The following is a 23185-nucleotide window of genomic DNA, read 5'->3' as shown; positions in this document are numbered from 1 at the left end:
CCATCAAGTCAACTAAGGTCGGTTCATCTTGACGAGTCACTTCACCTTGATTTCTTTCAGGAGTTCAGACCATTTGGCTTCGTCACGCTTGAGGTTCTCGGTCACCTGCTCCGGAGTGGACGTTGTGAGAACAATTCCGAGGTTCAGGAGGTCGGCACGAAGCTTCTCATCCTGGCCCAGCTCCTGCATGGTTGTCGACAGCTTGTTCTGAATGTCCTTGTCCAGTCCTGCTGGTGCGACTACAGCCAGCCAGAAAATAGCCTCGAAATCCTTTGAACCTGTGGCCTGATTGAGCGAGGGCAGGTCAGATATGGACGGTTGAGGATCCTGCGATGTGATGGCCAGTCCATTGGTTTTGCCACCCGCAATCAGGGGCAGGGCTTCTGAAGCGGCCGAGAACATCAGCTGGGTCTGGTTGCCCAGCAACCCTTGAGCGGCCGGCATGCCACCCTTATAGTGAACAACCAGCATGTCAAGTCCGTATTCCTTCAAAAAATACTCTGAAGACAGGTGGTTGATCGAACCCATGCCAGATGTGCCAATCGCGTATTCTCCTGGGGATGCTTTGATCAATTCGATCAGCTCCTTCACATCTTTGGCCGGAACGCTGGGATGGGTCTGCAGGATGAACGGCGAGCTGGCCATCATCGAGATCGGTGTGAAGTCTTTGAACGGGTCGTACTGGACGCTACCTTGCAGTGTCGGGTTGATGACCAGGGACACGGGTGCAGCGTAAATGGTGTAGCCATCGGCCGGCTGGTTGGCAACGTGTGTACTCGCAACAGATGAAGCGGCTCCGGCCCGGTTCTCGATCACAAACGGTGTACCAAGCTTCTTCTCCATGGCGGCCGCGACCAGACGCGAGGCGGTGTCACTGATGCCACCTGGAGGATAGGGCACGACAAACTTGATGGGCCTGTCCGGATAGTTCTGTGCCAGGGCTGCGCCGCTGGCTGCCAGCATGACGCCTGTCATGGCAACACCGATCAGTCGGGATGCTTGCTGCTTCAAGTACTTCATCTTGTCTCCTTTTTATGACGCTTGCGCATGTGTGCAGTGCATGGATGCATCACTGCACGATACTGATGGACTGACCGATGCGCCTTTTGTGAGTCAATCACGTTAAAGCCGGTCCAAACCGAATAATCCAAACCAAACGAGCAGGTCCGCTGGTCCCGGCGCTGTGCCGGGCTCTCGCGAAGATTCTCATCGATCGAGACGCGCTCCGTCCGTCCATGACAGACCGTACCATTGCGGCGGGGTCTCACCTACATGGATTTCCCTGTGCCGCAGCCCCAGGCGCTCGTCCGGGACTCATTCACGCGGGACCGGACTGGTCAGTGCGGGGAGCTCGAGCGAGAAAAGTGCGCAGGGATATATATCGAGTGACGTGATCCGCGCGAAAACCTGGATCAGGAAAACTCTTGCAAAGATGTCCTGACACAAGGTTCTGTTGCGCATTCTGGCAAGTGCGAAGATGATAGGCCCTTGCAGCACGCGAACTGAACAGTGGAGGTTTCAGGTTTCTTGGCCTTTTTCAGGCTTTTCCAAAAATCCTGCGTGCCAGTCCGATGCAGACCAGTGCAGCGAGAACGTGCCCGATCAGCAAGGCCCCGACCCACGCTCTGAGTCCTTGTTCGGGCACGAATGTCGAAGCAACACCAGAAAGCAGAATCCAGAACAGCAAGGCTGCGATCAATCCGAGTTTCCAGGATACCCCGAGATTGCGGCGATCACCGAGGGCAACGGTCAGGCCCACACCCACTGCGGAGAAAATGCCAAAGCTGTAGGCCATGATCGCCGAGACGATGGTTCCAATCACAACTCCGCCAACCAGTAGTCTCAGGATCTCCGACAGATTGAAACCTTGCGTCGCGATCTCTTGACCGGTTGCCATGAGAGCGAACAGAATATTGACGCCAAGTGCACCGGCAATCGGGCCGAGCAACACAAAAATGGCCATGATGCCAGCGAAACGACCCCAGGAATTCGGAGTGGTCAGCCCGTTGCTTGCCGTGGTGTTCGATGAGGGTGCCGGGGTGTTCATGGATGAGGTTCCTTGATTGCAGATGGGATCAGAGCGTTTCCCTGTCTTTGTATGAGCTGTGTGTGGCTTGGCTTGTGCGCATCTTGTGTCCAACGTTGTGCCTGCAGCTTGGTTTTACCAGTTTGAGCCAGCTACTTGCAACGCTCTTGCGTACCTCGAACGGACGTTTCTGTTGCATTTGATGTCTGAACCACCCCATGACTAAAGTCAGGGGCTTGCGCTTACAGTTGGTCAGGAGAATTCGGCGCTCCTGAGGTGTCGTTTAGCTTGCTGGCCAGCGTCCGGTTGCTCGCTTTTCTCAAAGCAAAGCCTTCTACTTGAGTTCCTCGCCGGGCTTGATCGATATGCCAGGTTGAATGGACGGACTATTCGATGTTCTGAATCTGTTCTCGCATCTGTTCGATAAGAAGCTTCAGATCGATTGCAGTGCGGGTCATGTCCATGTGAACGGACTTCGAACCCAGGGTGTTTGCCTCGCGATTCATTTCCTGGAACAGGAAGTCCAGACGCTTTCCGTGGCCCTTGCTTTGAGCAGAGGCAGACTTGGCAGAGGATTGGCCGGCCTCACACTCCGGAATCTGAATGATGGATCTCAGTTCGCACAGATGAGACCGCAGGCGGGCCAGTTCTTCTGCAACGTCCGCCTTCAATGAAAACATCCCTGCCTCGGCATTGAGCCGCTCGCTGAAATCCGCAGCGCTCAGATTACCGGTTGGCATGGCCTGTTCCAGAGCCTCCTTCATCCGGTTGACCAGGCGCTCGTGCTGAAGCCTCACCAGTTCGGGCAGACGGGACTCCAGCGCCTGGACTTTTTCGTCGATCTGACTGGCCAGGTCATCCAGGATCACGGCCAGCCTTTTGCCTTCACGCGCACGGTTCTCGATCAACTGTGACAGTGCCTGTGTGCAGGCTTGCTGGCAAATTTTTTGCCACTGGCCTGGATCGCTCTGACTGCGGCTGGCGTCTGGCCAGTTCATAATGTCAGACAGCGTCGGTGGCTGCAGAGTCGGAATGACCTTGCTTGCCTTGCGATACGTCTCGTTGACTGTTTCAAGCAACTGGTCGCTCACCAGTTCATCATTCGCACTGACAGCACGTGCGTAAGAAGCACGGACCTCTACCTTGCCTCGTCGAATGCTGCGTGTGATGAGATCGCGCAGCGGCATTTCGGCCTGACGAAGTTCTTCCGGGATCCGAAACGACAGATCCAGATAGCGACTGTTGACGCTACGAATCTCGATGGTCACACTGCCTGGCTCACCCTGTGCCTGGGCACTGCCATATCCTGTCATACTCTGCATATCAATGAAATCCTGTAGTCGCTGATGTATTTGTTGTGGTCGGCGTTTCTGCTGAGTTCGTGTCGGATCTCGTAGCCGTTATTCTGAGATGGTCCGGGCCGATGGCCGCACCATCTGCACTGCGCGGATCAGAAGCACCTAGCCACACGATGTGGTGATCTCTGGCTCTGTCGTCATTCTGGACGTCGTTGCCTGGTGACTGTGATGCGACGCTTTGCACCCGACCTGCCGCCCGTGATGGTTCGACCTGGTGCCCTGATTGTTGAAGTATACGAATCGTGTCAGGGCTGAAGCCGGGCTCAAGGTCAATTCTGTCCGGGAGCCATTGGTGATGCATGCGGGGCACTGCACCGGCTGCAGCGATGTTCATCTTGTGATCCGCTACATTCAGGATCACCTGAAGTACCATGGTGATGATGCGTGCCCCGCCGGGCGTCCCGGTCGCAAACGCGGGCTGCCCGTCGCGAAACACAATCACAGGGGTCATTGAGCTCAATGGACGCTTCCCGGGCTCGATTCGATTGGCATCACTGCCGATCAGGCCGAATGCATTGGCCACGCCCGGTTTGCTGGAAAAATCATCCATTTCGTTGTTCAGCAATACGCCCGTCCCGGGTGCCATCCATCCCGAACCAAAGTTCAGGTTCAGCGTGGTGGTCAGGCTCACCATGTTGCCCCAGCGGTCCACGGCTGAGAGATGGGTGGTTTCTGTCCCTTGCGCCGGTGCTGGTTCGCCAGCACTGATCGCTGAACTGGGCGTGGCCTCGGTCAATGAGATCTCGTCTGCCAGCGCCTGCGCATAAGCCATGCTGGTCAACCATTGGACCGGGATTTCTACAAAATCCGGATCACCCAGATATGCCGCTCGGTCTGCGTAGGCACGCCGAGCCGCTTCAGTCATCAGGTGGATGCTGGCGGCACTTCCATAGCCGTAGTTTGCCATCGGAAATCGGGACAGGATATTAAGCATCTGGATCAGATGAATCCCGCCAGAGCTCGGTGCCGCCATACTCGCGATCGTCAGGTCGCGATACTCACCGATAACAGGCTCTCGCCAGTGCACGCGATAGTGTGCCAGATCATTGAGGCTCATCTGGCCAGTGTCGGCGTTTACGGTATCGGATATCGACTGGGCAACTGGACCGGTGTAAAAGCCGGGCGCACCAAGATCACGAATACTGCGCAGGGTGTTGGCGAGATCATGCTGGATCAGCAAATCACCAATCTGAAGTGGTTCCAGGGCTTCGAACGGACAGGAGGCGGGTTCGCAGTGCGTTGAGTCAGACTTGCGGCTAAAGAAAACCTCCCGATTGGCGGGTGATTTGTACAGGTGCCGCGAGTGACTCGCCAGGAGTCCAGCTAGCGTCGGTGTGACTTCAAATCCCTGCTCAGCCAGCCTGATGGCAGGTTCAATGACCTCGGCACGAGGCAGGCTGCCAGTGCGTTCGAGCATGGCCAGAAGACCTGCCACCGTTCCCGGCACACCGATACTTGCAGTGGATTCGATTGACATGCGCGGAATGACATCACCTGCCGCGTCCAGAAACAAGTCCGGATGAGCACTGGCTGGTGCTGACTCCCTGAAGTCAAGCGCCAGTGTGGACATGGGTTGGTCAAGTCCGATCATGGCCTTGTTTTCTGACGGGTTTTGATTGTCTCGATCAAATATGAGCGCAAAGCCACCACCGCCGAGGTTGCCAGCGTATGGCAGCACGACTGCAAGCGCGAATGCCGTGGCGACTGCGGCATCGGTGGCATTGCCACCCTGTGCCAGAATGTCTGACCCTACTTGAGACGCCAGAAAGTGGTCGCTCGCGATCATTCCGTATCGTGCCTGACGTGGTTCGAATATTGCACGTCGATCCTGATAGTTCAGAACAGCCTGGGCGGTCTGGCCAGCGTCGATGCGAGATGTCGAAGCAGCCTGGGCCTGGGCGCTGGTGACAGCCATCATGCTTGCGGTGGATAGCGCGAGCGTTGAAATAGCCGCCATAATGACAGATCTGAGGACTGAGGCAAGGGCAGACGTTTGAACAGAAGTGCGGATCGAACTCGCCATGCGCAAACATGCAGGATACTGATCAGTGCGTATACTCTCGGTCTGCAATGATCGTGAGTCGGTTGTGCGTATCCGTCGACGCCCGGATTGTATTCTGGTCCGGTCAAAACTTTTCAACTGCACACCCAGTACCCCGATGGTCACGAAAGTGTCGAAGGTTCTCAAAGCGCCAACAGTCTCCGGGGTCTCGTGGACTTCTGGCTCGCTTGAAAGGTCCTCTTCCCGATGAGTATTACCTGTAAACCGTGGCTTCAATGTGCCATCGATCGCACCTTGTCCGGATTGGGTGAGGGATGCGACAGAGACAGCTTGCCTGAGCAGCAGATCTGCACCTTGACCACCAACTGTAGTAGTGGTCTTTGATGCGAGGGCAATCGGGCGGAGTGGTCGGTCAGGTTGCGTCATTCTTGAATGTTAACTTGCCTGAGCCGCGGTGCGGTACCTGCCAGAGGATCCAGATCAGACGCACAGTGGCGTGCGCGTTCACGCCTGGCGCTATGCTGTCCGATTGCCGATCAACGATTTTCATATGCCGTTCGCCGGTTACTCAGGCGATGGTCACATTGGCGCATACAAACAATTCAACGTATTGCCAGCAACAGACAGGAGAAACAGCGTGTCAGAACAACAAGTCAAACAGGTCGATCGAGCGCATCAACGAGGCATTGATGCTTTGCGCCCAGTAACCTTCGTGCGCAATTTCACTCGCTATGCCGAAGGATCAGTGCTGGTCAGCATGGGTGAAACCAAAGTCCTGTGCACGGCGAGTGTCCAGGAAAAGGTACCGCCATTTCTGAAAGGGAAGGGGCAAGGCTGGGTGACCGCTGAATATGGCATGTTGCCGCGCTCTACACACACCCGGTCGGATCGGGAGGCGGCCCGAGGCAAGCAATCGGGTCGGACCCAGGAAATCCAGCGTCTGATCGGACGCAGCCTCAGGGCTGTGATCGACATGAAAGCGCTGGGCGAGCGCACGATCCAGATTGACTGCGATGTACTCCAGGCCGATGGTGGTACTCGTTGCGCAAGCATCACCGGCGCATGGGTGGCTTTGGCCGACGCCATTGACGGTCTGCTGGCCCGGGGTGCGATCACCGCCAGTCCGCTGCTCGATAGTGTTGCCGCTGTTTCGGTCGGTGTGGTCAATGGTCAGCCCAGACTGGATCTGGACTATGAAGAAGATTCATCATGTGACGCCGATGTCAACGTTGTGATGACAGGGTCAGGACGGTTTGTCGAGGTGCAGGGTACGGCAGAAGGCCACACGTTTGATCGTGAGATGCTAGGTCAGTTGCTTGATCTGGCAGATAAAGGCATCCGGGAGCTGAATCAGGCTGCTGCTCACGCCAGAGTCAGTCAGAGAGGCTGAGCGCCACGCCCCGGACTGTGTGCGAGGGGCCATAGTGAGGGTTCTCTTGCATTGACGACCTGGAACGCGTGGGCGTCCTTGCGGACAATCCTGGCGCACTGGCCCCGTCTACCTCTATTGATACGTTGACATTCATGACGCACAGTGGCATCGTTTGTCCAGACAAACCTATTAACCATATGTTTGATTTGTTCCTCCCCGTCAGTGTCCGGAACAACTCTTTTTTATCTAACTGGAGCCAGTGAGCCATGCATGTCAAGACCGTCGGACCCAAGCGTTATCGGGCTGTTTATGGGCGTTATCTGGAAGATTTCGAGGTTGGGGCGGTCTACGAGCATTCTCCTGGTCGAACCATCACCGAGACGGACAACATTCATTTCTCGCTGCTGACCATGAATCAGCACCCGATGCATTGTGATGCCGAGTTTTCCGGGAAGAGCCAGTTTGGCAAACCGCTCGTGAACAGTACACTCACGCTGGCCGTGGTGGTCGGCCTTTCGGTCAATGACATTAGCGGCAAGGCCATCGCCAATCTGGGATGGAAGGAAATCAATCTGACCGCGCCGGTATTTGCTGGTGACACCTTGTACGCAGAATCTGAAGTGCTTGATGTGAGAGAGTCCCGCAGCGACAACACCCGCGGCATTGTGACGGTACGCACCCGAGGATCCAAGCAGGATGGAACCGAGGTGGTCTCGTTTGTCCGGAGTGCGCTGGTCCCCAAACGCGGTTACGGTGTCGGGGATTGAATTGTTCGTCAATCCACGTTTGAACTTGATCGACGATATTTGAAATGGAGTCAGTTCTTTGATGAAAGGTGCTGCGGGTCAACTGGGGACTTCTCTGGCTGCTATGCCGCGTTACGTGCAGCTCGCGACCACTTTGCTCAATGAAATCCAGACCGGGAAGTTTCCGGTAGGCAGTTTGCTACCGACCGAACACGTACTGTGTCAGCAATTTGGGGTCTCCAGGTTCACCGTGCGAGAAGCTATCAAGTTGCTGGTGCAACAAGGACTGGTTAACCGCCAGCCAGGTGTAGGGACTCGCGTGCAGGCCGTCGCGCCGACCGGACAATATACGCAGACCATGTCAGGTTTGACAGACCTTCAACAGTATGCGGTCGAGACCATGCTGGAGATTACCCGTCAGGAGGTGGTTGCGCTATCCCCGGAGAAAGCCGAGTCGCTTGACACCTCAGTCGGTGAGACCTGGCTCGAGATCGAGGGTCTGCGTTATGCGCCCGGTCAACCGCTGCCGTTTGCCTGGACGCGGGTCCATATTGCACCCAGATTTCGGGCGCTGGCCGGACTGACAGGGCAGGTTGACCAGCCGCTCTATCTGTTGATCGAACAACAGTTCGGTTGTCGCATACAGGTTGTCCATCAGGAGATCAAGGCGATGTCGCTTGATGCTGATCTGGCCCGGCAACTCAAGGTGCCTGCCCGAAGTGCAGGCATCTGGATACAGCGCCGGTACATGGACACTCACGATGAACTAGTCGAGCAGGCGGTCAATATTCACCCGGCCGATCGCTTCACTTACCGGGAGTCCTTCAGGCGCGAGTTCGCGGTGATGGCGCCTCAGGTCGGGGGCATCAAGCTGTAGTCTGATCGGTTACGCGGGCGTGATAGTGGTTACCGTTGTAGTGGTTACCGTTGTAGTGGCCACCATGACAGCGTGTGTGTTCTGCAGGCGACTGTCTATCAACACCGCAAGTTTCGGATTGAGCATGATGCTGATGCGGGATATGGTGAGTCAATACCAGACACGAACAGGGCGTCGCCATGTCAGCACAGCATCCAGAGGATATCCGTTCCTATCAGCAGGTTGCCCGCGCAATCGAATTCATCCGGGCGCATGCGCGCGAGCAACCAGGACTTGAGACGGTCGCAAGAGCGGTGGGCATGAGTCCATATCATTTTCAGCGGCTGTTTGCGCGATGGGCAGGTATCAGCCCCAAGCGATTCCTGCAAGTACTGACCCGAGACCATGCACGGTCGCTACTGCTTGAGCACGGCTCGACGCTTGAGATCTCGCATGAGCTGGGCCTGAGTGGTCCAAGCCGCTTGCACGACTTGATGATTTCCTGCGAGGCGATGACTCCCGGAGAAATCCGGTCGCAGGGAGGAGGGCTGAGTCTCCGGTATGCCAGGGCGGTTTCGCCGTTCGGTGTCACCCTGCTGGGGTGGTCGGAACGAGGTGTGTGCCACCTGTCATTCGAGGACGAGGACAGCGATATACCGCAGAGTGCGCGCGTATCTCCCGGTTCGGGAACGAATGACGGGCTTGTGCCTGGCTGCCTGCGATCCTTGTTGCCTGCTGCAGGCTGGATCGAGGACCGCGATGGGGCACAGGATCTGGTCAGACGAATATTTTCCGGGTTTGCCATCATGGGAGCCAACCCGGCGGAGCCTGCTCACGGCGTGTCGGCTGAACCTCACAAAGAAAAAAAAGATCACAGGATCCATTTACTGCTCAAAGGGACGAACTATCAGGTGAAAGTCTGGGAGGCATTGATCCAGCTAGGTGATCGTCCTGTCGTCTCCTACCAGCAGCTTGCCCGGGGGATTGGTCAGCCCGGAGCTCAGCGTGCCGTTGCCAGTGCGGTGGCCTCCAATCCGATCGGATGGCTGATCCCCTGTCATCGCGTCATACGGCAACAGGGGGAGTTTGGGCAATATCGGTGGGGTGCGACCCGCAAGCAGGCAATGCTGGGTTGGGAAATGGCCTCCCGAAGGTGACCAACTGTGAGCGCAAGCCCATGACTTTAGTCATGGGGTGGTTCAGGCTCAGTCAGAGGCCAGGAATCAGAGACCAGGAATCAGAAGCCAGAGAAATGGGTATCCGGGTCTGGAGAATTGTCGCGTTCGTGTCCGCTTATCTCGGTTTGCGTGTGAACGTGCCCAGATTGTTCTCGTTCAGCAGTTCAATCGAGACCCGTTGAGCCTGGCCTTTGCGGATATCCTCAAATTGCACCTTTGAGATTGATCCAATTGGCGCATTTTCGTTAAAGGGTATGAAGGTGAACGTATTGCCATCCCAGTGCGAGAGCTGCTTGACATCACGGCCAGGGCCGATCACAAGCGATAGCGAGTCACTCTGGGCCGTGTTGCTCTGTGACCGAACCTCGATATCCCCGAAATAGTCATTCTGATAAGTCCCTGCGTAGGTTTGCATGGATTGAGGTGGTGTCGGGGATGACGGGTGAAGGGCGCCCACCAGTTCGCCTGCTGGTGCGACCAGCGGGGCCATGACGGGTTGGTAGGCCGCCAGCCAGTCACGAGTGACGTGACCGAATTGCGCCATGTCCATGAAGGTGGCGCTAACGGCCTCAGCGGCGCCGATCGGTGATGCATTGGTGAGAACGACGATGCCCAGATCCAGAGAAGGAATCATGGCAAACGTGGTGCCAGTACCCAGATAGAACCCTCCTGAGTGACCGAGCATGACCCGTCCGGAGGGCTGCACACCGACATTAAAGCCATACCCATAGCTTGCGGCACGGGCGGCCGGAGAGGATGGCTGACCGGTGATCATCTTAGGGGTGATGGCAGGTAGCAATGCCTCTTTCGCAATGATAGTACTGTTCTCGTATTGACCATTTTGCAGGACCATCTGCATCCATCTGGCGACATCGCGAATGTTTGAGCTCACGCCTCCAGCAGGCGATTGTGCGTCTGGTTGACGCAGATCTGATACCTGATAGCCAGTTCCATTTTTGGCGAGAATATGGCCAGATGCCCGATTGGCTTGTGCCATGTAGTCGGCGTGACGGGAACTTGTGGAATGCATGCCAAGGGGTTCGTATAAGGCATCGCGCGAAAGCGTCGCCCAGTCGGTGCCTGCAGCCTGTGCAACGGATTGTGCCGCAGCCGTAATGCCGAAGTTAGTGTACGCGTAATGGGCCCGAAATGGCTTGAGCGGGATCAGTCGCAATCTTCGCAAAATCTCCTCTCGGCCATAGCCCAGGTCCTCCAGGTCGTCCCCCGCATGATCGGGCAGCCCTGAGCGGTGGGCGTAGAGGTCAGCAATCGTGACGTGTTTACTAACCCAGGGGTCAGACAGCCTGAACCAGGGCAGCAGTTTGCTGATCGGAGTATCCCATGTCACCTTCTCCTGATCGACTTGTGTGGCGATCACTGTCGCCCCGATTGGTTTGGATAGTGACGCCAGTTGAAAGACTGTCTGTGCATCGACAGGCAGAGCGGAGTCGATGCGTCTGACTCCGAAGCCCTTTTCAAACAGGAGTTCTTCGCCTTGAACCACGGCAACTGCCATGCCTGGAATACTGCTGCGTTTGAGGACGTCCTGGGCAACGGCATCAAGTCGTGCGATCGCACGACTGACGCGTTCGCTTGAGACTGTGACCGCTGAGTACACAGAAGGGGACGTGTGCGAGGCGGGGTAGGGAGTGTGTTGGCCGCCGCCGGGATAGTTGGTTTGTGTTGCATGTGCAGCGGTGACTGTTGCAATAATCCCGATACAGATCCCGACTGAAACCATGCGTGATGCCCGTGACATCGTTGCAGGCTCTACGTGCGCTTGTTCGAAACTTCTCTGTGCTTTGGTAAAACCGGACGAGAATGACATTTGCTCAGAATCTGAGATTTCATTCGACATGTCGTGTTTTCCTTATGAGGCAGTTTATGCACCGTCGATCTGCATGCTGGCGAATGTTTCGAGATGGGCCAGAGATCGTTGCATGCTTGGCGCTGGATGTGCTGTCAGTCCTGAAAACATCAGCCCAGACAAAATGAGAATGGCTACCTCGATGTCAGTTCTGACTGAAAAGACACGGGGGCTTTGCGTTTGCACCCAACACTGCAAGTCCAGCACAATCATGCGTAAGGCTCTTTGCCGTTGGCTTTGGCACCGGCTGGCGTGTTCGAGAAGAGCCAGGCTTTGCGGTAATGCACAACTGTGCAATGTGCAAACTACAAGCTGTTGATCCGGGAAAATCGGTCCTGGCCTGTGCCGACCCCGGGCAACGATTGCATTGTTGCCGGCAACGGCTCGAGGGCGACTGGCCAGGGGCTGGCGGCTCGCGTTATTCGATTCGGAAAAACGCTTCGACTTCGACCGCCGCGTTGCCGGGTAGGGCGCTGACACCAACGGCCGAGCGTGCATGGCGCCCTGCATCACCCATCATTTCTACGACCAGATCGGAGGCGCCATTCATGACCAGCGGCGTTTTAGTGAAAGGTGCCTCTGAGTTGATGTACCCAGTCAGGCGTACGCACTCCTTGACGCGGGACCAGTCACCATCGACAGCCTGACGCAGTGCTGCAAACAGGTTTTCCATACATATACGTGCAGCAGCATAGCCATCTTCTACACTCAGGTCAGATCCGATACGACCTTGATAGCGCATCTGCCCATCTCTCGAGCAAGTCTGACCGGACAGATAGACAATGTTGCCGACGGTTTTGTACAGCAGAAAATTGCCGACTGGCTTGGGAAGAACAATGGCGTCAATGGCGCTGGTATCCATGCAGAACTCCTTGTGAGACAGGTTGTTGAGTCAGTGTGTGAGAGCGCTACCCCCTGACAGGGATGGCGCTCTCACATCAGGGTCATGCAAATGTTGCACACATTGCCCGCGGGTTCAAGCCATTTTATGGAGAGGACCGTAACGAGTGACTGTCTTTGTAGAAGGTCATTGATAGGGGCGAACCGAAGATAATCGCTACGAACTCTTCGTACTTCGCTCAATTCACGACGGACCAGAGCGGATTGCCTGAGGAACCAGTCGCTCAGGTACCCACTTCAGATAGGCCACCATGCCAAACAATTCGATCAGTGACTGAAATATTACGATGGTGGCCACACCTTGCCAGGCGGGTGGCAATGTGAGTGCAATCGGTAGCATAACGAACGAATTGCGGGTACCGAAACTAAAGCAAAGTGTTCTGGTGATTGATGAAGGCAGATCAAACACACGTCCCAGAATCCTGCCCAGATACGCCGCGAAAACCAGATAAACCAGAAAAATCAACAGCAGCTGAATCCAGACCGCGCCAAGAAGGGCGACTGACTTCACTTGCGACGCGGCGATCACTAACACGACCAGTGCCAGCAGGGGCACAGGCAGATAGCTCAGTAATTCGATCGATTGGCGAGCGATTCTGTTTCGCTGAGCCAGTTGCTCGGTCATCCATGCCAGTATCAGCGGCGCGAGAATCAACCCCAGAAATGCGCCCAGCAAGCGCGTGTTGAGTGTTTCAAGCAACCAGTCTGATCCCAGGAACAGCCAGAGGTACATAGGCAACAGGACGAGTTGCATGAGTAGTAGCACGGGTGTCGCAGCCACAGCTCGTGCACCGTCTCCTTTACCCTGGTGGGTGAAGCTGATAAACCAGTCAGTGCAGGGCACGAGCAGCACCAGCAGGACGCCCGCCTGGACAGCAGGCGACAGCACAAACAGCGTTGTCAGAGCCCCCACAAAGAGCGGAATCACCACAAAATTGCCCAGTAACAAGGCGCCTAGAAACCGCCAGTCTTTCAGGCCGTGTCCAATCTGGGTAAATGGTATCTGGGTAAACGTGGTGTAGAGCAATACGGCAAGCAGTGGCCACACCGCCACGTCGAATCGGGCTGCAGTAGCGGGCTGACTGAGTCCGAGCAGCAATCCGGCGATAATGCACAGCAGATAGATCCAGGATTGCCGGATTTCCAGCCAGGCTCGCACTTGGTAGTTCCTCCCTCTGCATCGATTGGATGCGGCAGGCGCAATTGTCTCATCTTGATCGGACGTTGATTGCTCACGCGTTGTCCGTTTTATGTGTATTGTTTCGATTGTCTGAGGAACAGCGATCCCGCATCCTGCTGGATGTTGGCGCGGGTGAATGAAGGGGGTCGGGTTTTCAGATCGGAATGCGCGGCAAACCTCGTCCAAGTGATTTGGTTGCGTAGCAACCTTTAGGCGAACCCGCCGAAGCGACTACGCAGGAGCTTGCTCTTGTTTAGCGCCGTAGGAATTGCCTTCCTTCAGGTGGGCGAGAATGTCAAAATGCCGGTTTTCGTCAATACCTTCCAAGGAGTCCTTCTGTGACGACCAGACAAGATCCAGCGCAAACGTCAGATTTTGAGACGGCCCAGGTTACCAATTCGTCTGACAAGTCAGCATTGCCGGATTCACCAGAACTGACCGTTCGGCCGGCGCCATTCAGAAAGACTCGTTTCTACCGTCTCGATGGCGATGTGTTGCACTGGACGCTTGCCAGTCGGTCCTATCAGCTACGGTTGGCCGATATCAAGTCAATCCGTGTTCACATGCCGGGTGAGAGCCTGGAGTTGACTGCGCGTTGCATGATTGTCGATCGTTCCGGAAAGAAATTCGACATTGGAGATCGTCACTGGTTTGAGCCAGGAATGCGCCCACCCGGTTCACCCAGACGATTCGAGCGCAGGACCAGGGAGTTTGTGGCGCTTGTGCGAAGTATCGTTTCAAGGCTTGAAGCCATCAACCCGGAGACTGAGTTTGTCAAGGGGCCAGGATGGATCGAGTGGGGGTTCTCTGCCTTGGCGGGCGTGGCAGGCGTTGCCATTTTTACAACGGGAGCCTACTTCATGCTCTCAAAGGGCGTCTGGGATATCGCAGCGATTGCATTCATGTTGATGGTGGTGGCCTACATGCCATTTCTGTGGCCCATCATCCGGTCAGGTGGGCCCAGGCGGGTACCATCCCGGGAACTGGGTCTCGTTCTGGACAAATGCTAGGGGCGCTGGGCAGTCAGGATCTCACGACTGGTTTTATTCAGGTAGCATGCACTGGCCTGCAAGGACAGTGCACTACTTCTTCAGAAAATCTCAGACCGTGCGGCCGCCATCAACCGGGAGTTCCAGTCCGGTCAGGAAGTTTGAGCTGTCTTGTGCAAGAAACAGTGCCGCATTGGCAATATCGCCTGGCTGACTCATGCGACCCATTGGAATAGTGGCAACAAACTTGGCTCGATTCTCGGGAGTGTCGGGTACGCCCATGAAGTCGGCCAGCATCCCCGTGTCACCCATGACCGGACAGATTGCATTGACCCGGATGCCATCTGGAGCCAGTTCGACCGCGAGTGACTTGGACATCAGGTTGGCTGCACCTTTTGATGCGTTGTACCAGGTCAGCCCTGGTCGGGGACGAATCCCGGCGGTCGAACCAATGTTGATAATGCAGCCGCTCTTGCGTTCGCGCATCGCCGGTACGACAGCCATGATCATGTGATAGATCGCCTTGACGTTGACGTCGAACACCCGGTCAAAGGTGGCTTCGTCCACGTTGAGCAGCGGCTGGTTGCGATGCGTGAAACCCGCGTTGTTGACCACGATGTCCGGGACACCAAACCTGGAGATCGTCGCAGTCAGGACATGATCGATGTCAGGCCGCTTGCTGACATCGCACTTGACGGCAAGTGCCGCGGGACCAATTTCTTGCGCAACTTTCTGCGCACCGGCTTCATTGAGGTCCGCAATCACGACTTTGGCGCCCTCACGGGCGTAAGCACGGGCAATTTCGGCCCCGAATCCACTGGCTGCACCAGTTACGATCGCAATCTTGCCTTCAAGTAGCATGTCCTGTCTCCTGATCGTTGTCTGTTCAAACTCCGATTAGGCCGCAGATACCAGGATTGCGTCAAGGCTTTCTTGGTCCCGAAGTGCCCAGACGCGTGCAATGATGCTATCGATCTCCTGCTCGGTGGCAGCACCCTGGTAAGTCCCCAGACGACGGGTCTTGTCTTCGATTTCCGGGCGGCTCAGGGTGTTGCCAGGATCACCTTTGGGCTCATCGACACGGCCAGAAAGCGTGCGACCGTCCCTGGTGGTAACGGTCACTTTGCCGATCCAGCGCTGCGGATAGGCGTCATCGACTTCTTTGTCCAGCTCCATCGTCACCAGATCACGGAAGCGTTCAACCGATCCGTCACCGAGCGCCTGATCAAACCCGGCGAGGTCGGCCGAGTTGCGCAGGGCGATCAGCGCGAGCACGGTTCCCATCGAAAACTTTGACTGGTGCACGGTCTGCGGATCCGTGACAGGTCCGAGCACATCGATGGCACCTTGGTGTACGTGCGTCACGACCGAGACAATGTCGTCGACCTTCAGGCCGTGCTCGCGCATGACGGCCTGCAGTGCATCGGCCGCTGGATGGGTGTGACGGCAGGATGCGTGGAACTTGAACGATGTTTCCGCCAGTGTCCAGCGCGAACCGAGGCGGTCGACCAGCTTCTCGGGGTTGGCGTCATCGGACATGCCGGCACCCATGCCCTGTGCGCCCTCAAGGATGTGTTGCGCACCGGTGAAGCCTTCCTTGGCCAGGTACGCCGCCTGCATGCCTGCGGTGGCGGCATGTGCAGTGTGCAGTTGCTTGGAGTCGGCCGCATCACGCAGGAACTCCCACAGGCCGGCTGCAGTGGTGCCAGCCGAACCGATGGCATTGAGCATCTGGTCTGCGTCAAGCTTGAGCAAACGGCCAACTGCCACGGCTGCAGCCAGTGTTCCGGCTGTGCCAGTGGTGTGAAAGATTTTGTAGTGAGAGCGCCCAAGGAATTCACCTACGCGGATACCCACCTCGTAGCCCGCAACGCAGGCAGTGATGAATTCGCGTCCGCTGGCACCAATCGCCTGGGCGACTGCCAGTGCCGGCGGGAATACCACTGCGGCCGGGTGAAACACCGCGCCATTGTGAACGTCATCCTGCTCGACCACATGGGCTGCAGCCGCGTTAACCATTGCAGCAAAGTAGGGCGATGTCCTCGTACGGCGTACAAAGTCTTCGCTGGGGCCGTCAGCCGGTGCCATCTGGCCAGCAAAGCTGCCCATGCTGCGAACCGGTTTGGCGGACGATCCAGCGAGGATCGAACCCATGGTGTCCAGGAACAGGTCTTCACAGCGCCCGACCACGTTGGTCGGGATGTCTTCAAACTTCAGGCCAGCCGCAAACCCTGCGAGCGTGGCGCTCGGGTGCAGCATGGCAGTGGTAGATTCATTGGACATTTTTGTTGTCTCCTCAGAAGGAACGTGGCAGGCCCAGAATGTGCTCAGCAACATACGACAGAATCAGATTGGTCGAAATCGGAGCGACCTGATACAGACGGGTTTCACGGAACTTGCGCTCGACGTCGTATTCGCACGCAAATCCGAAGCCGCCGTGGAACTGCAGGCAGGCGTTAGCAGCTTCCCAGGAAGCATCCGCGGCCAGCATTTTGGCCATGTTGGCCTGCGCACCGCAAGGCTTGCCCTCGTCAAACAGGCGAGTTGCCTCGTAGCGCATCAAGCTGGCGGCTTCGACGTTGATGTATGCCTTGGCAATCGGGAATTGCACACCCTGGTTCTGGCCGATCGGGCGACCAAAAACCATTCTCTCCTTGGCGTACTTGGTGACGCGGTCGATGAACCAGTAGCCGTCACCGATACACTCGCCAGCAATCAGCGCGCGCTCGGCATTCAGACCGTCCAGAATGTAACGGAATCCCTTGCCTTCCTCGCCGATCAGGTTTTCTTCAGGAATCTCGAGATTGTCAAAGAACAGTTCGTTGGTCTCGTGGTTGACCATGTTCGGGATCGGGCGAACCGTCATGCCGCTCTTGACAGCGTCATGAATGTTGACGATGAAGATCGACATACCATCGGCCTTGCGGGTGACCTCTGCAAGCGGCGTGGTGCGGGCAAGCAGGATCATCAGGTCTGAGTGCTGAACGCGTGAGATCCACACTTTCTGACCGTTGATCACGTAGCGATCACCCTTCTTGACGGCGGTGGTCTTGATCTTGGTGGTGTCGGTGCCTGTTGTCGGCTCGGTCACACCCATTGACTGCAGACGCAGCTCGCCTGAGGCAATCTTGGGCAGATAGAGATCCTTCTGGGCCTTGGATCCATGGCGCAGCAGCGTGCCCATGTTATACATCTGACCGTGGCAGGCACCGGAGTTGCCGCCCGCGCGATTGATCTCTTCCATGATGACGGAAGCCTCGGTCATTGACAGGCCAGAGCCACCGTATTCCTGGGGAATCAGTGCTGCGAGCCATCCAGCTTCAGTCAGTGCCTTGACGAACTCTTCGGGGTAACCCCTCTCTTCATCGACTTTGCGGAAGTATTCATCAGAGAACTGGGCGCACAGGCTGCGAACCCCTTCACGGATATCTTGGTATTTCTCGGCGTGAGTAGTCATAGTCGGCTTAAAATCATGGTTTCAGACAGAATGACACTGTGCCCCATGGCACGCATGTTGCCAATTGATGATTCCTTAAGCCCGGGTTTTCCTGACATGAACTGGCGGCAAGATTCATGTGTCTGATGGATGGTTGCATGGCGCGCGTACTGGATCAGGTGGGCTGCTGAACTGCCTGCGGGAGTTTTGTTTAAAGGACTTCGCTCAAACTTTTAACAGTGTGAGTAATCGTCTGCGCGAGTGATGCATGCTGGTTGTCCCGAATCATCTGGCACGGCCCGCAGTGCAGAGAAGTTCGTAGCGGATTTTTCTCAAGCCTGAATCGAGTTCGTACGCCCTTGTTCAGTGTTTCCTGCTTTCTATTGCGTTCTATTGCGTTGTGCTCGTCACTGATCATTTTGATCTGCATTTCTTTACTTTTTTATAAGCATCCATGGCCAGCCATTTCGATCTGACAGATCTCCAACTTATCGTCAACATTGGCGATGCCAGCAGTCTGACGCGAGGGGCCGAGAAGTCACACCTCTCGCTGCCTGCTGCAAGCAACAGGGTCAAGAACCTGGAAGAGCATTTCGGGACCCGGTTGTTCAACCGCAATAGCCAGGGTGTCACGCTCACACCTTCAGGCGAAGCGTTTCTAAGGCATGCACGCAAGGTCCTTCAGCAGATTGACCAGTTGCGCGGTGATATTCACGAGTACTCTCGAGGGATCAAGGGCCAGGTCAGGATTTTTGCCAATACAACCGCCATGACCGAGTTCATGCCGGCAGTGCTCAGCCGCTATCTGGCTTCGCACGAGGACGTAAACGTCAACCTGCGGGAACGATTGAGTTATCTGGTTGCCAAAGGTGTGGCTGACGGGTCGGCTGATATAGGTATCGTGGCGGGACAACCTGCTGCCAATGGCATCGAGTATCTGCCGTATCGCAAGGACCGGTTGATTCTGGTCACGCATCCCGATCATCCACTGTCTGAACTCGAAGAGGTTTCTTTCGCGGACACGCTGGAGTACGACTATGTTGGCCTTTCTGAATGGAGTGCAATTCACGCCTTCTTGCTACAGGCTGCCGAGAATATTGGCTTTCCTTTAAAGTTTCGGGTGGAGGTCGCCAGTTTTGAGGCAGTCTGCCGGATGATTGAGGCCAGAGTTGGTATCGGTGTGGTTCCCGAGCGGGCTGCACGCCGGTACGCCCGCAATATGGATATCCGTCTGGTGCGTATTTCTGATGGCTGGGCCGAACGCAAATTACATATCTGTGTGCGCGATCTGGAGGCGTTGCCCGCGTTTGCCAGGGACCTTGTGGACCTGTTGCTCGAAGATGTGCCATGCGAAGCGCAAGGCCAGGCTAACTCGACGTCGAAGCAGTCAAAGGAGTCCCTATGATTCAAAAGCTGGTGCTGGCATCCGGTAACGCCGGCAAGCTGCGCGAGTTTGCGCGTCTGCTGACGCCGCTGGGCGTAGAGGTGGTATCGCAAAAAACTTTGGGAATTGAGCCCGTCCCGGAGCCTCACTGTACGTTCCTGGAAAACGCACTGGCCAAGGCGCGCCATGCTAGCGAGCAAAGCGGACTGCCTGCTCTGGCTGATGATTCTGGCCTTTGCGTGCCGGCACTTGGCGGTGCGCCTGGGGTACTGTCAGCCCGCTTTGCAACGCCACAGGCGGGTCAGGATCAGGATAGTCTCAATAACCAGAAGCTTGTCGAGTCAATGGCGGCGCAGTCCGATCGCAGGGGTTTTTATGTTGCGCTGCTGGTTCTGGTGCGCCATGCACAGGATCCGCTTCCGGTCGTGGCGCAGGCAGTCTGGCATGGTGAGATCGTGGATCAGGCCAGGGGCCAGAATGGGTTTGGCTATGATCCGCATTTCTGGCTGCCGGCGCGGCAGATGACCGTTGCGCAGCTTGATCCAGAGGTCAAGAACCGGATCAGCCACCGTGCCATGGCAACCGATGACCTGATCGCCCAAACGCAGACACTCGGTTTGATTGAGCCAGTTACCCCGCGCTGACAGCCAGGTGGTGACTCCCGGCCCCTGGGGGGGGTCAGCACCCGCAACGTTGCGGACAGGGTCATTCGGACCGAATTTCAGCACCATGATCCAGTACCCTATGCTGGTATCAGCATCAGTTGCTGGTGATTGTTTTTCAGGAGGGCAGGTGGCCCAACCGCATCGCATCATTCCCATCGTTGAGGCCTCCCGGATTCAGACATCCGGAGACCGTTCTGTCGTCTGGAAGGGTTTGCAGACGCTTCCGCCGCTGACTTTGTATATTCATGTGCCCTGGTGCGTGCGGAAATGTCCTTACTGTGACTTCAACTCGCATGAGGCTCCTGCTGATCTGCCTGAGGCCGACTATCTTGCAGCCCTCACCGCCGATCTCGAGCAGGCGCTGCCTCACATCTGGGGACGCCAGATTCACGCAGTTTTTTTCGGGGGAGGGACCCCGAGTCTGCTCTCCGAACAAACCATGGATCAGATTCTTTCCATGGTGCGCGCGCGAGTGGCATTGTGGGCCGATGCCGAGATCACGATTGAGGCCAACCCTGGTGCAGCAGAGATTGACCGGTTCAAAGGTTACGCTGCGAGCGGCATTAATCGCATCTCGCTGGGTATCCAGTCGCTTGATGACGCACAACTGATCGCGCTTGGCCGCATTCATGATGTTAGTCAGGCGCTTGCGGCGATCGAAATGGCTCGCTCGAGTTTTGGGAGGGTCAATCTTGACTTGATGTATGGTCTGCCTGGTCAGAGTGCAGAGCAGTGGTGCCAGACTTTGCGGCAGATCCGGCAGTTTGACACCGAGCACCTCAGTCTTTATCAGCTGACTCTTGAGCCGCAGACCGTGTTCGCGAAGTATCCGCCAGTACTACCTGACGAGGATGTGATCGACCAGATGGAGTCGGTGATCCAGGAGGAGATCGTTGCACAAGGCTGGGACCGTTACGAAGTTTCGGCGTATGCCAAACCAGGGGCTACCAGTCGCCACAACATGAATTACTGGACGTTCGGGGATTATCTGGGCATCGGACCGGGTGCGCACAGCAAGATTTCGTTTCCGGACCGGATTGTGCGTGAGGCGCGTACGCGCAGCCCGCTTCAGTGGATGCAGCGAGCCGTGCAGTGGGATGGCTCGCATATACCAGAGTCGGTTTCGATAGCCGAAGCCGAGTTGCCCTTTGAGTTTATGCTCAATGCGTTGCGTTTGCGCGAAGGGGTTTCGTCCAGTCTGTTCGAGCAGCGCACCGGTATGCCCCTGCACCAGATTCATCCACAGATCCAGAAGGCAATTGACAAGGGGCTTCTGGCACCTTGGGCTGACCGCATCGTGGCGAGTCCGCTTGGGTGGCGTCATCTCAACACGCTACAGTCCCAGTTTCTATCAGAGAGTTGATCTGCCAGTACAGTGGATCGTGCGCTGCATTGCAAAGATTCATGACTTGTCGCAAGGAAGATCATCTCTGGCCATCTCGGGCTGCGCGCAACTGGGCGACGTCAAGTGAGTGATGCGAATAGATGACGCCAGGAATGGGTGCAAACACGGAGGACAGCTACCAGACGGGCGATATCGATCTAAGTGTTTGCACTCAAACAGTGCCATAAATGGTGCACAAAGCACTTGTCTGGTGCATTATGCTGGTTTGATCGTGCGCGCTTCGGGTGCGTTCAAGTTGGCACGGAAGTTGCTTGATGTGTTTCAAGCATCAAAACGAGTCATCAACAAATCACCTGACTTGCATTGAGCAGCAGAATGAGAGGTCTCTCAGAAGAACCGCTCGTTCCTGATTTTAAAGTTAATTTTTACACTGAACCTGTCATCACCGGAGTCAACATGAGCACCACTGAAGACGTTTTGAAATTGATCGCTGATAACGACGTCAAGTTTGTCGACTTGCGTTTCACCGACACACTTGGCAAGGAACAGCACGTTTCCATTCCCGCTAAACTGGTCGATGCTGACAAGCTGGAATCCGGACAGGCTTTTGATGGATCTTCAATTGCCGGCTGGAAGGGCATCGAAGCGTCAGACATGTTGCTGATGCCCGATCCTGCAACAGCCCACATGGACCCCTTCCGTGAGGAGTCCACACTGATCCTGACGTGTGACGTGCTTGAGCCGTCTGACATGAAGGGATACGACCGTGATCCACGTTCGCTCGCCAAACGTGCGGAAGCCTATCTGAAATCGAGTGGACTTGGCGATACGGCCTACTTTGGTCCCGAGCCTGAGTTCTTCGTGTTTGACGGCGTGTCCTGGGACGACGACATGTCGGGCTGCTTCGTAAAAATTCACTCGGAAGAGGGTTCGTGGAGCCGTGGCAAGGACATGGATGGCGCCAACATGGGCCACCGTCCCAAGGTTAAAGGCGGTTACTTCCCGGTTCCCCCGGTTGATACCTTCCAGGACATGCGTTCGGAAATGTGTCTGCTGCTCGAAGAGCAGGGCGTGCCAGTGGAAGTCCACCACCACGAAGTGGCCGGCGCAGGACAGTCTGAAATTGGTACGGTCTTCAACACACTGTTGCGTCGCGCTGACTGGAACCAGATTTTGAAGTACACGGTTCACAATGTGGCCCACGCGTACGGCAAGACGGCAACCTTCATGCCCAAGCCTGTCGTTGGTGACAACGGGTCCGGCATGCACGTTCACCAGTCAATCTGGAAAGATGGTCAGAACCTGTTTGCAGGTAATGGGTACGCCGGTCTGTCCGAATTCGCGCTGTATTACATCGGCGGCATCATCAAGCATGCCCGTGCTCTGAATGCCATCACCAACCCGGGTACGAACTCGTACAAGCGTCTGGTTCCTCACTTCGAAGCACCGGTCAAACTGGCTTACTCAGCCCGTAACCGTTCCGCATCTATCCGGATTCCTTACGTCGGCAACCCCAAGGCGCGCCGGATCGAGGCCCGCTTCCCGGATCCTCTGGCCAACCCGTATCTCGCATTCTCTGCTCTGATGATGGCTGGTCTTGATGGGGTGCAGAACAAGATCCATCCTGGCGATCCAGCGGACAAGAACCTGTACGACCTGGCGCCTGAAGAAGATGCAAAGATCCCGACCGTATGCAGTTCGCTCGAGCAGGCACTCGAGGCGCTCGACAGCGATCGCGAGTTCCTCACCCGTGGCGGCGTGTTCAGCAACGAAATGCTTGATGCATACATCGAGCTGAAGATGCAGGAGGTTACTCGCATGCGTGTGACTGCCCATCCGGTTGAGTTCGACATGTACTACAGCCTGTGATTGACTTTGTAT

At 56.2% G+C, this 23185-nt stretch carries 19 protein-coding genes; 9 read left to right on the top strand and 10 right to left on the bottom strand.

The annotated features are described in order from the left end of the window. Positions 1 to 36: 36 nt before the first annotated feature. The 4 genes from DBV39_RS05665 to ggt all read right to left on the bottom strand — a co-directional run bounded on the left by DBV39_RS05665 (position 37) and on the right by ggt (position 5341). A complete protein-coding gene (locus tag DBV39_RS05665) occupies positions 37 to 1020 on the bottom strand; it encodes a Bug family tripartite tricarboxylate transporter substrate binding protein (RefSeq protein WP_227870833.1) in 984 nt (327 codons plus the stop codon). 517 nt (positions 1021 to 1537) lie between these two features. Beyond that, complete coding sequence (locus tag DBV39_RS05655) at positions 1538 to 2047, bottom strand: hypothetical protein (protein ID WP_108620704.1); 510 nt, start codon at positions 2045 to 2047, stop codon at positions 1538 to 1540. 365 nt (positions 2048 to 2412) lie between these two features. Continuing rightward, complete coding sequence (locus tag DBV39_RS05650; protein ID WP_108620703.1) at positions 2413 to 3348, bottom strand: YicC/YloC family endoribonuclease; 936 nt, start codon at positions 3346 to 3348, stop codon at positions 2413 to 2415. A 1-nt stretch (position 3349) separates the two neighbouring features. Next, positions 3350 to 5341, bottom strand: a complete 1992-nt coding sequence (ggt, locus tag DBV39_RS05645) for a gamma-glutamyltransferase (protein WP_108623119.1) — start codon at positions 5339 to 5341, stop codon at positions 3350 to 3352. 682 nt (positions 5342 to 6023) lie between these two features. On the opposite strand from ggt, the gene rph reads away from it, so the two are divergent. From rph to DBV39_RS05625, 4 genes are all read left to right on the top strand, one after another. Then, positions 6024 to 6776, top strand: coding sequence for a ribonuclease PH (gene rph / locus DBV39_RS05640; RefSeq protein ID WP_322348748.1), 753 nt, complete (start codon positions 6024 to 6026; stop codon positions 6774 to 6776). Positions 6777 to 7024: 248 nt separating this feature from the next. Next, the gene (locus DBV39_RS05635) at positions 7025 to 7525 is read left to right on the top strand and encodes a MaoC family dehydratase (protein ID WP_108620702.1); all 501 of its coding nucleotides are present in this window, start codon (positions 7025 to 7027) and stop codon (positions 7523 to 7525) included. Between the two features lie 61 nt (positions 7526 to 7586). Next, entirely contained in the window at positions 7587 to 8381 is a 795-nt protein-coding gene (locus tag DBV39_RS20425) for a GntR family transcriptional regulator (RefSeq protein ID WP_108620701.1), read from the top strand. A 179-nt stretch (positions 8382 to 8560) separates the two neighbouring features. Beyond that, positions 8561 to 9517, top strand: coding sequence for a methylated-DNA--[protein]-cysteine S-methyltransferase (locus tag DBV39_RS05625; protein ID WP_108620700.1), 957 nt, complete (start codon positions 8561 to 8563; stop codon positions 9515 to 9517). A gap of 136 nt (positions 9518 to 9653) precedes the next feature. On the opposite strand, the gene DBV39_RS05620 is transcribed toward DBV39_RS05625, so the two are convergent. From DBV39_RS05620 to DBV39_RS05605, 3 genes are all read right to left on the bottom strand, one after another. After that, the gene (locus DBV39_RS05620) at positions 9654 to 11396 is read right to left on the bottom strand and encodes a serine hydrolase (protein ID WP_227870832.1); all 1743 of its coding nucleotides are present in this window, start codon (positions 11394 to 11396) and stop codon (positions 9654 to 9656) included. 427 nt (positions 11397 to 11823) lie between these two features. Next, on the bottom strand, positions 11824 to 12267 hold the full coding sequence (locus DBV39_RS05610) for a RidA family protein (RefSeq protein WP_108620698.1): 444 nt from the start codon (positions 12265 to 12267) through the stop codon (positions 11824 to 11826). A gap of 222 nt (positions 12268 to 12489) precedes the next feature. After that, positions 12490 to 13464, bottom strand: coding sequence for an arsenic resistance protein (locus DBV39_RS05605; protein ID WP_108620697.1), 975 nt, complete (start codon positions 13462 to 13464; stop codon positions 12490 to 12492). 359 nt (positions 13465 to 13823) lie between these two features. Here DBV39_RS05605 and DBV39_RS05600 point away from each other — a divergent pair, with 359 nt between their 5' ends. Next, on the top strand, positions 13824 to 14495 hold the full coding sequence (locus DBV39_RS05600; protein ID WP_108620696.1) for a hypothetical protein: 672 nt from the start codon (positions 13824 to 13826) through the stop codon (positions 14493 to 14495). A gap of 90 nt (positions 14496 to 14585) precedes the next feature. Here the strand turns inward: DBV39_RS05600 and DBV39_RS05595 are convergent, their stop codons facing one another. From DBV39_RS05595 to DBV39_RS05585, 3 genes are read right to left on the bottom strand one after another with little or no spacing between them, the layout of a single operon-like run. Next, complete coding sequence (locus DBV39_RS05595) at positions 14586 to 15335, bottom strand: glucose 1-dehydrogenase (RefSeq protein ID WP_108620695.1); 750 nt, start codon at positions 15333 to 15335, stop codon at positions 14586 to 14588. Positions 15336 to 15371: 36 nt separating this feature from the next. Beyond that, the gene (locus DBV39_RS05590) at positions 15372 to 16757 is read right to left on the bottom strand and encodes an MmgE/PrpD family protein (RefSeq protein ID WP_227870831.1); all 1386 of its coding nucleotides are present in this window, start codon (positions 16755 to 16757) and stop codon (positions 15372 to 15374) included. 13 nt (positions 16758 to 16770) lie between these two features. Beyond that, positions 16771 to 17931, bottom strand: a complete 1161-nt coding sequence (locus DBV39_RS05585) for an acyl-CoA dehydrogenase family protein (RefSeq protein ID WP_108620693.1) — start codon at positions 17929 to 17931, stop codon at positions 16771 to 16773. Positions 17932 to 18364: 433 nt separating this feature from the next. On the opposite strand from DBV39_RS05585, the gene DBV39_RS05575 reads away from it, so the two are divergent. The 4 genes from DBV39_RS05575 to glnA all read left to right on the top strand — a co-directional run bounded on the left by DBV39_RS05575 (position 18365) and on the right by glnA (position 23173). Next, a complete protein-coding gene (locus DBV39_RS05575) occupies positions 18365 to 19315 on the top strand; it encodes a LysR substrate-binding domain-containing protein (protein ID WP_108620691.1) in 951 nt (316 codons plus the stop codon). Continuing rightward, entirely contained in the window at positions 19312 to 19938 is a 627-nt protein-coding gene (gene rdgB, locus DBV39_RS05570) for an RdgB/HAM1 family non-canonical purine NTP pyrophosphatase (RefSeq protein WP_159078823.1), read from the top strand. Before DBV39_RS05575 ends, rdgB begins: the two co-directional genes overlap by 4 nt. 175 nt (positions 19939 to 20113) lie before the next feature. Next, the gene (hemW, locus tag DBV39_RS05565) at positions 20114 to 21322 is read left to right on the top strand and encodes a radical SAM family heme chaperone HemW (protein ID WP_407669277.1); all 1209 of its coding nucleotides are present in this window, start codon (positions 20114 to 20116) and stop codon (positions 21320 to 21322) included. A gap of 438 nt (positions 21323 to 21760) precedes the next feature. Beyond that, a complete protein-coding gene (glnA, locus tag DBV39_RS05560; RefSeq protein ID WP_108623115.1) occupies positions 21761 to 23173 on the top strand; it encodes a type I glutamate--ammonia ligase in 1413 nt (470 codons plus the stop codon). Positions 23174 to 23185: the final 12 nt, after the last annotated feature.

This window comes from Orrella marina (assembly GCF_003058465.1).
Classification (GTDB): domain Bacteria; phylum Pseudomonadota; class Gammaproteobacteria; order Burkholderiales; family Burkholderiaceae_B; genus Algicoccus; species Algicoccus marinus.
This window is presented reverse-complemented; position numbering and strand designations above follow the sequence as displayed.

Coding starts and splice junctions, on each gene's coding strand:
- DBV39_RS05635 (WP_108620702.1), top strand. CDS start 7,025: ATGCATGTCAAGACCGTCGGACCCAAGCGTTATCGGGCTGTTTATGGG.
- DBV39_RS05655 (WP_108620704.1), bottom strand. CDS start 2,047: ATGAACACCCCGGCACCCTCATCGAACACCACGGCAAGCAACGGGCTG.
- DBV39_RS05595 (WP_108620695.1), bottom strand. CDS start 15,335: ATGCTACTTGAAGGCAAGATTGCGATCGTAACTGGTGCAGCCAGTGGA.
- DBV39_RS20425 (WP_108620701.1), top strand. CDS start 7,587: ATGAAAGGTGCTGCGGGTCAACTGGGGACTTCTCTGGCTGCTATGCCG.
- glnA (WP_108623115.1), top strand. CDS start 21,761: ATGAGCACCACTGAAGACGTTTTGAAATTGATCGCTGATAACGACGTC.
- DBV39_RS05620 (WP_227870832.1), bottom strand. CDS start 11,396: ATGTCGAATGAAATCTCAGATTCTGAGCAAATGTCATTCTCGTCCGGT.
- DBV39_RS05575 (WP_108620691.1), top strand. CDS start 18,365: ATGGCCAGCCATTTCGATCTGACAGATCTCCAACTTATCGTCAACATT.
- DBV39_RS05610 (WP_108620698.1), bottom strand. CDS start 12,267: ATGGATACCAGCGCCATTGACGCCATTGTTCTTCCCAAGCCAGTCGGC.
- DBV39_RS05650 (WP_108620703.1), bottom strand. CDS start 3,348: ATGCAGAGTATGACAGGATATGGCAGTGCCCAGGCACAGGGTGAGCCA.
- DBV39_RS05665 (WP_227870833.1), bottom strand. CDS start 1,020: ATGAAGTACTTGAAGCAGCAAGCATCCCGACTGATCGGTGTTGCCATG.
- DBV39_RS05585 (WP_108620693.1), bottom strand. CDS start 17,931: ATGACTACTCACGCCGAGAAATACCAAGATATCCGTGAAGGGGTTCGC.
- DBV39_RS05625 (WP_108620700.1), top strand. CDS start 8,561: ATGTCAGCACAGCATCCAGAGGATATCCGTTCCTATCAGCAGGTTGCC.
- ggt (WP_108623119.1), bottom strand. CDS start 5,341: ATGGCGGCTATTTCAACGCTCGCGCTATCCACCGCAAGCATGATGGCT.
- DBV39_RS05590 (WP_227870831.1), bottom strand. CDS start 16,757: ATGTCCAATGAATCTACCACTGCCATGCTGCACCCGAGCGCCACGCTC.
- rdgB (WP_159078823.1), top strand. CDS start 19,312: ATGATTCAAAAGCTGGTGCTGGCATCCGGTAACGCCGGCAAGCTGCGC.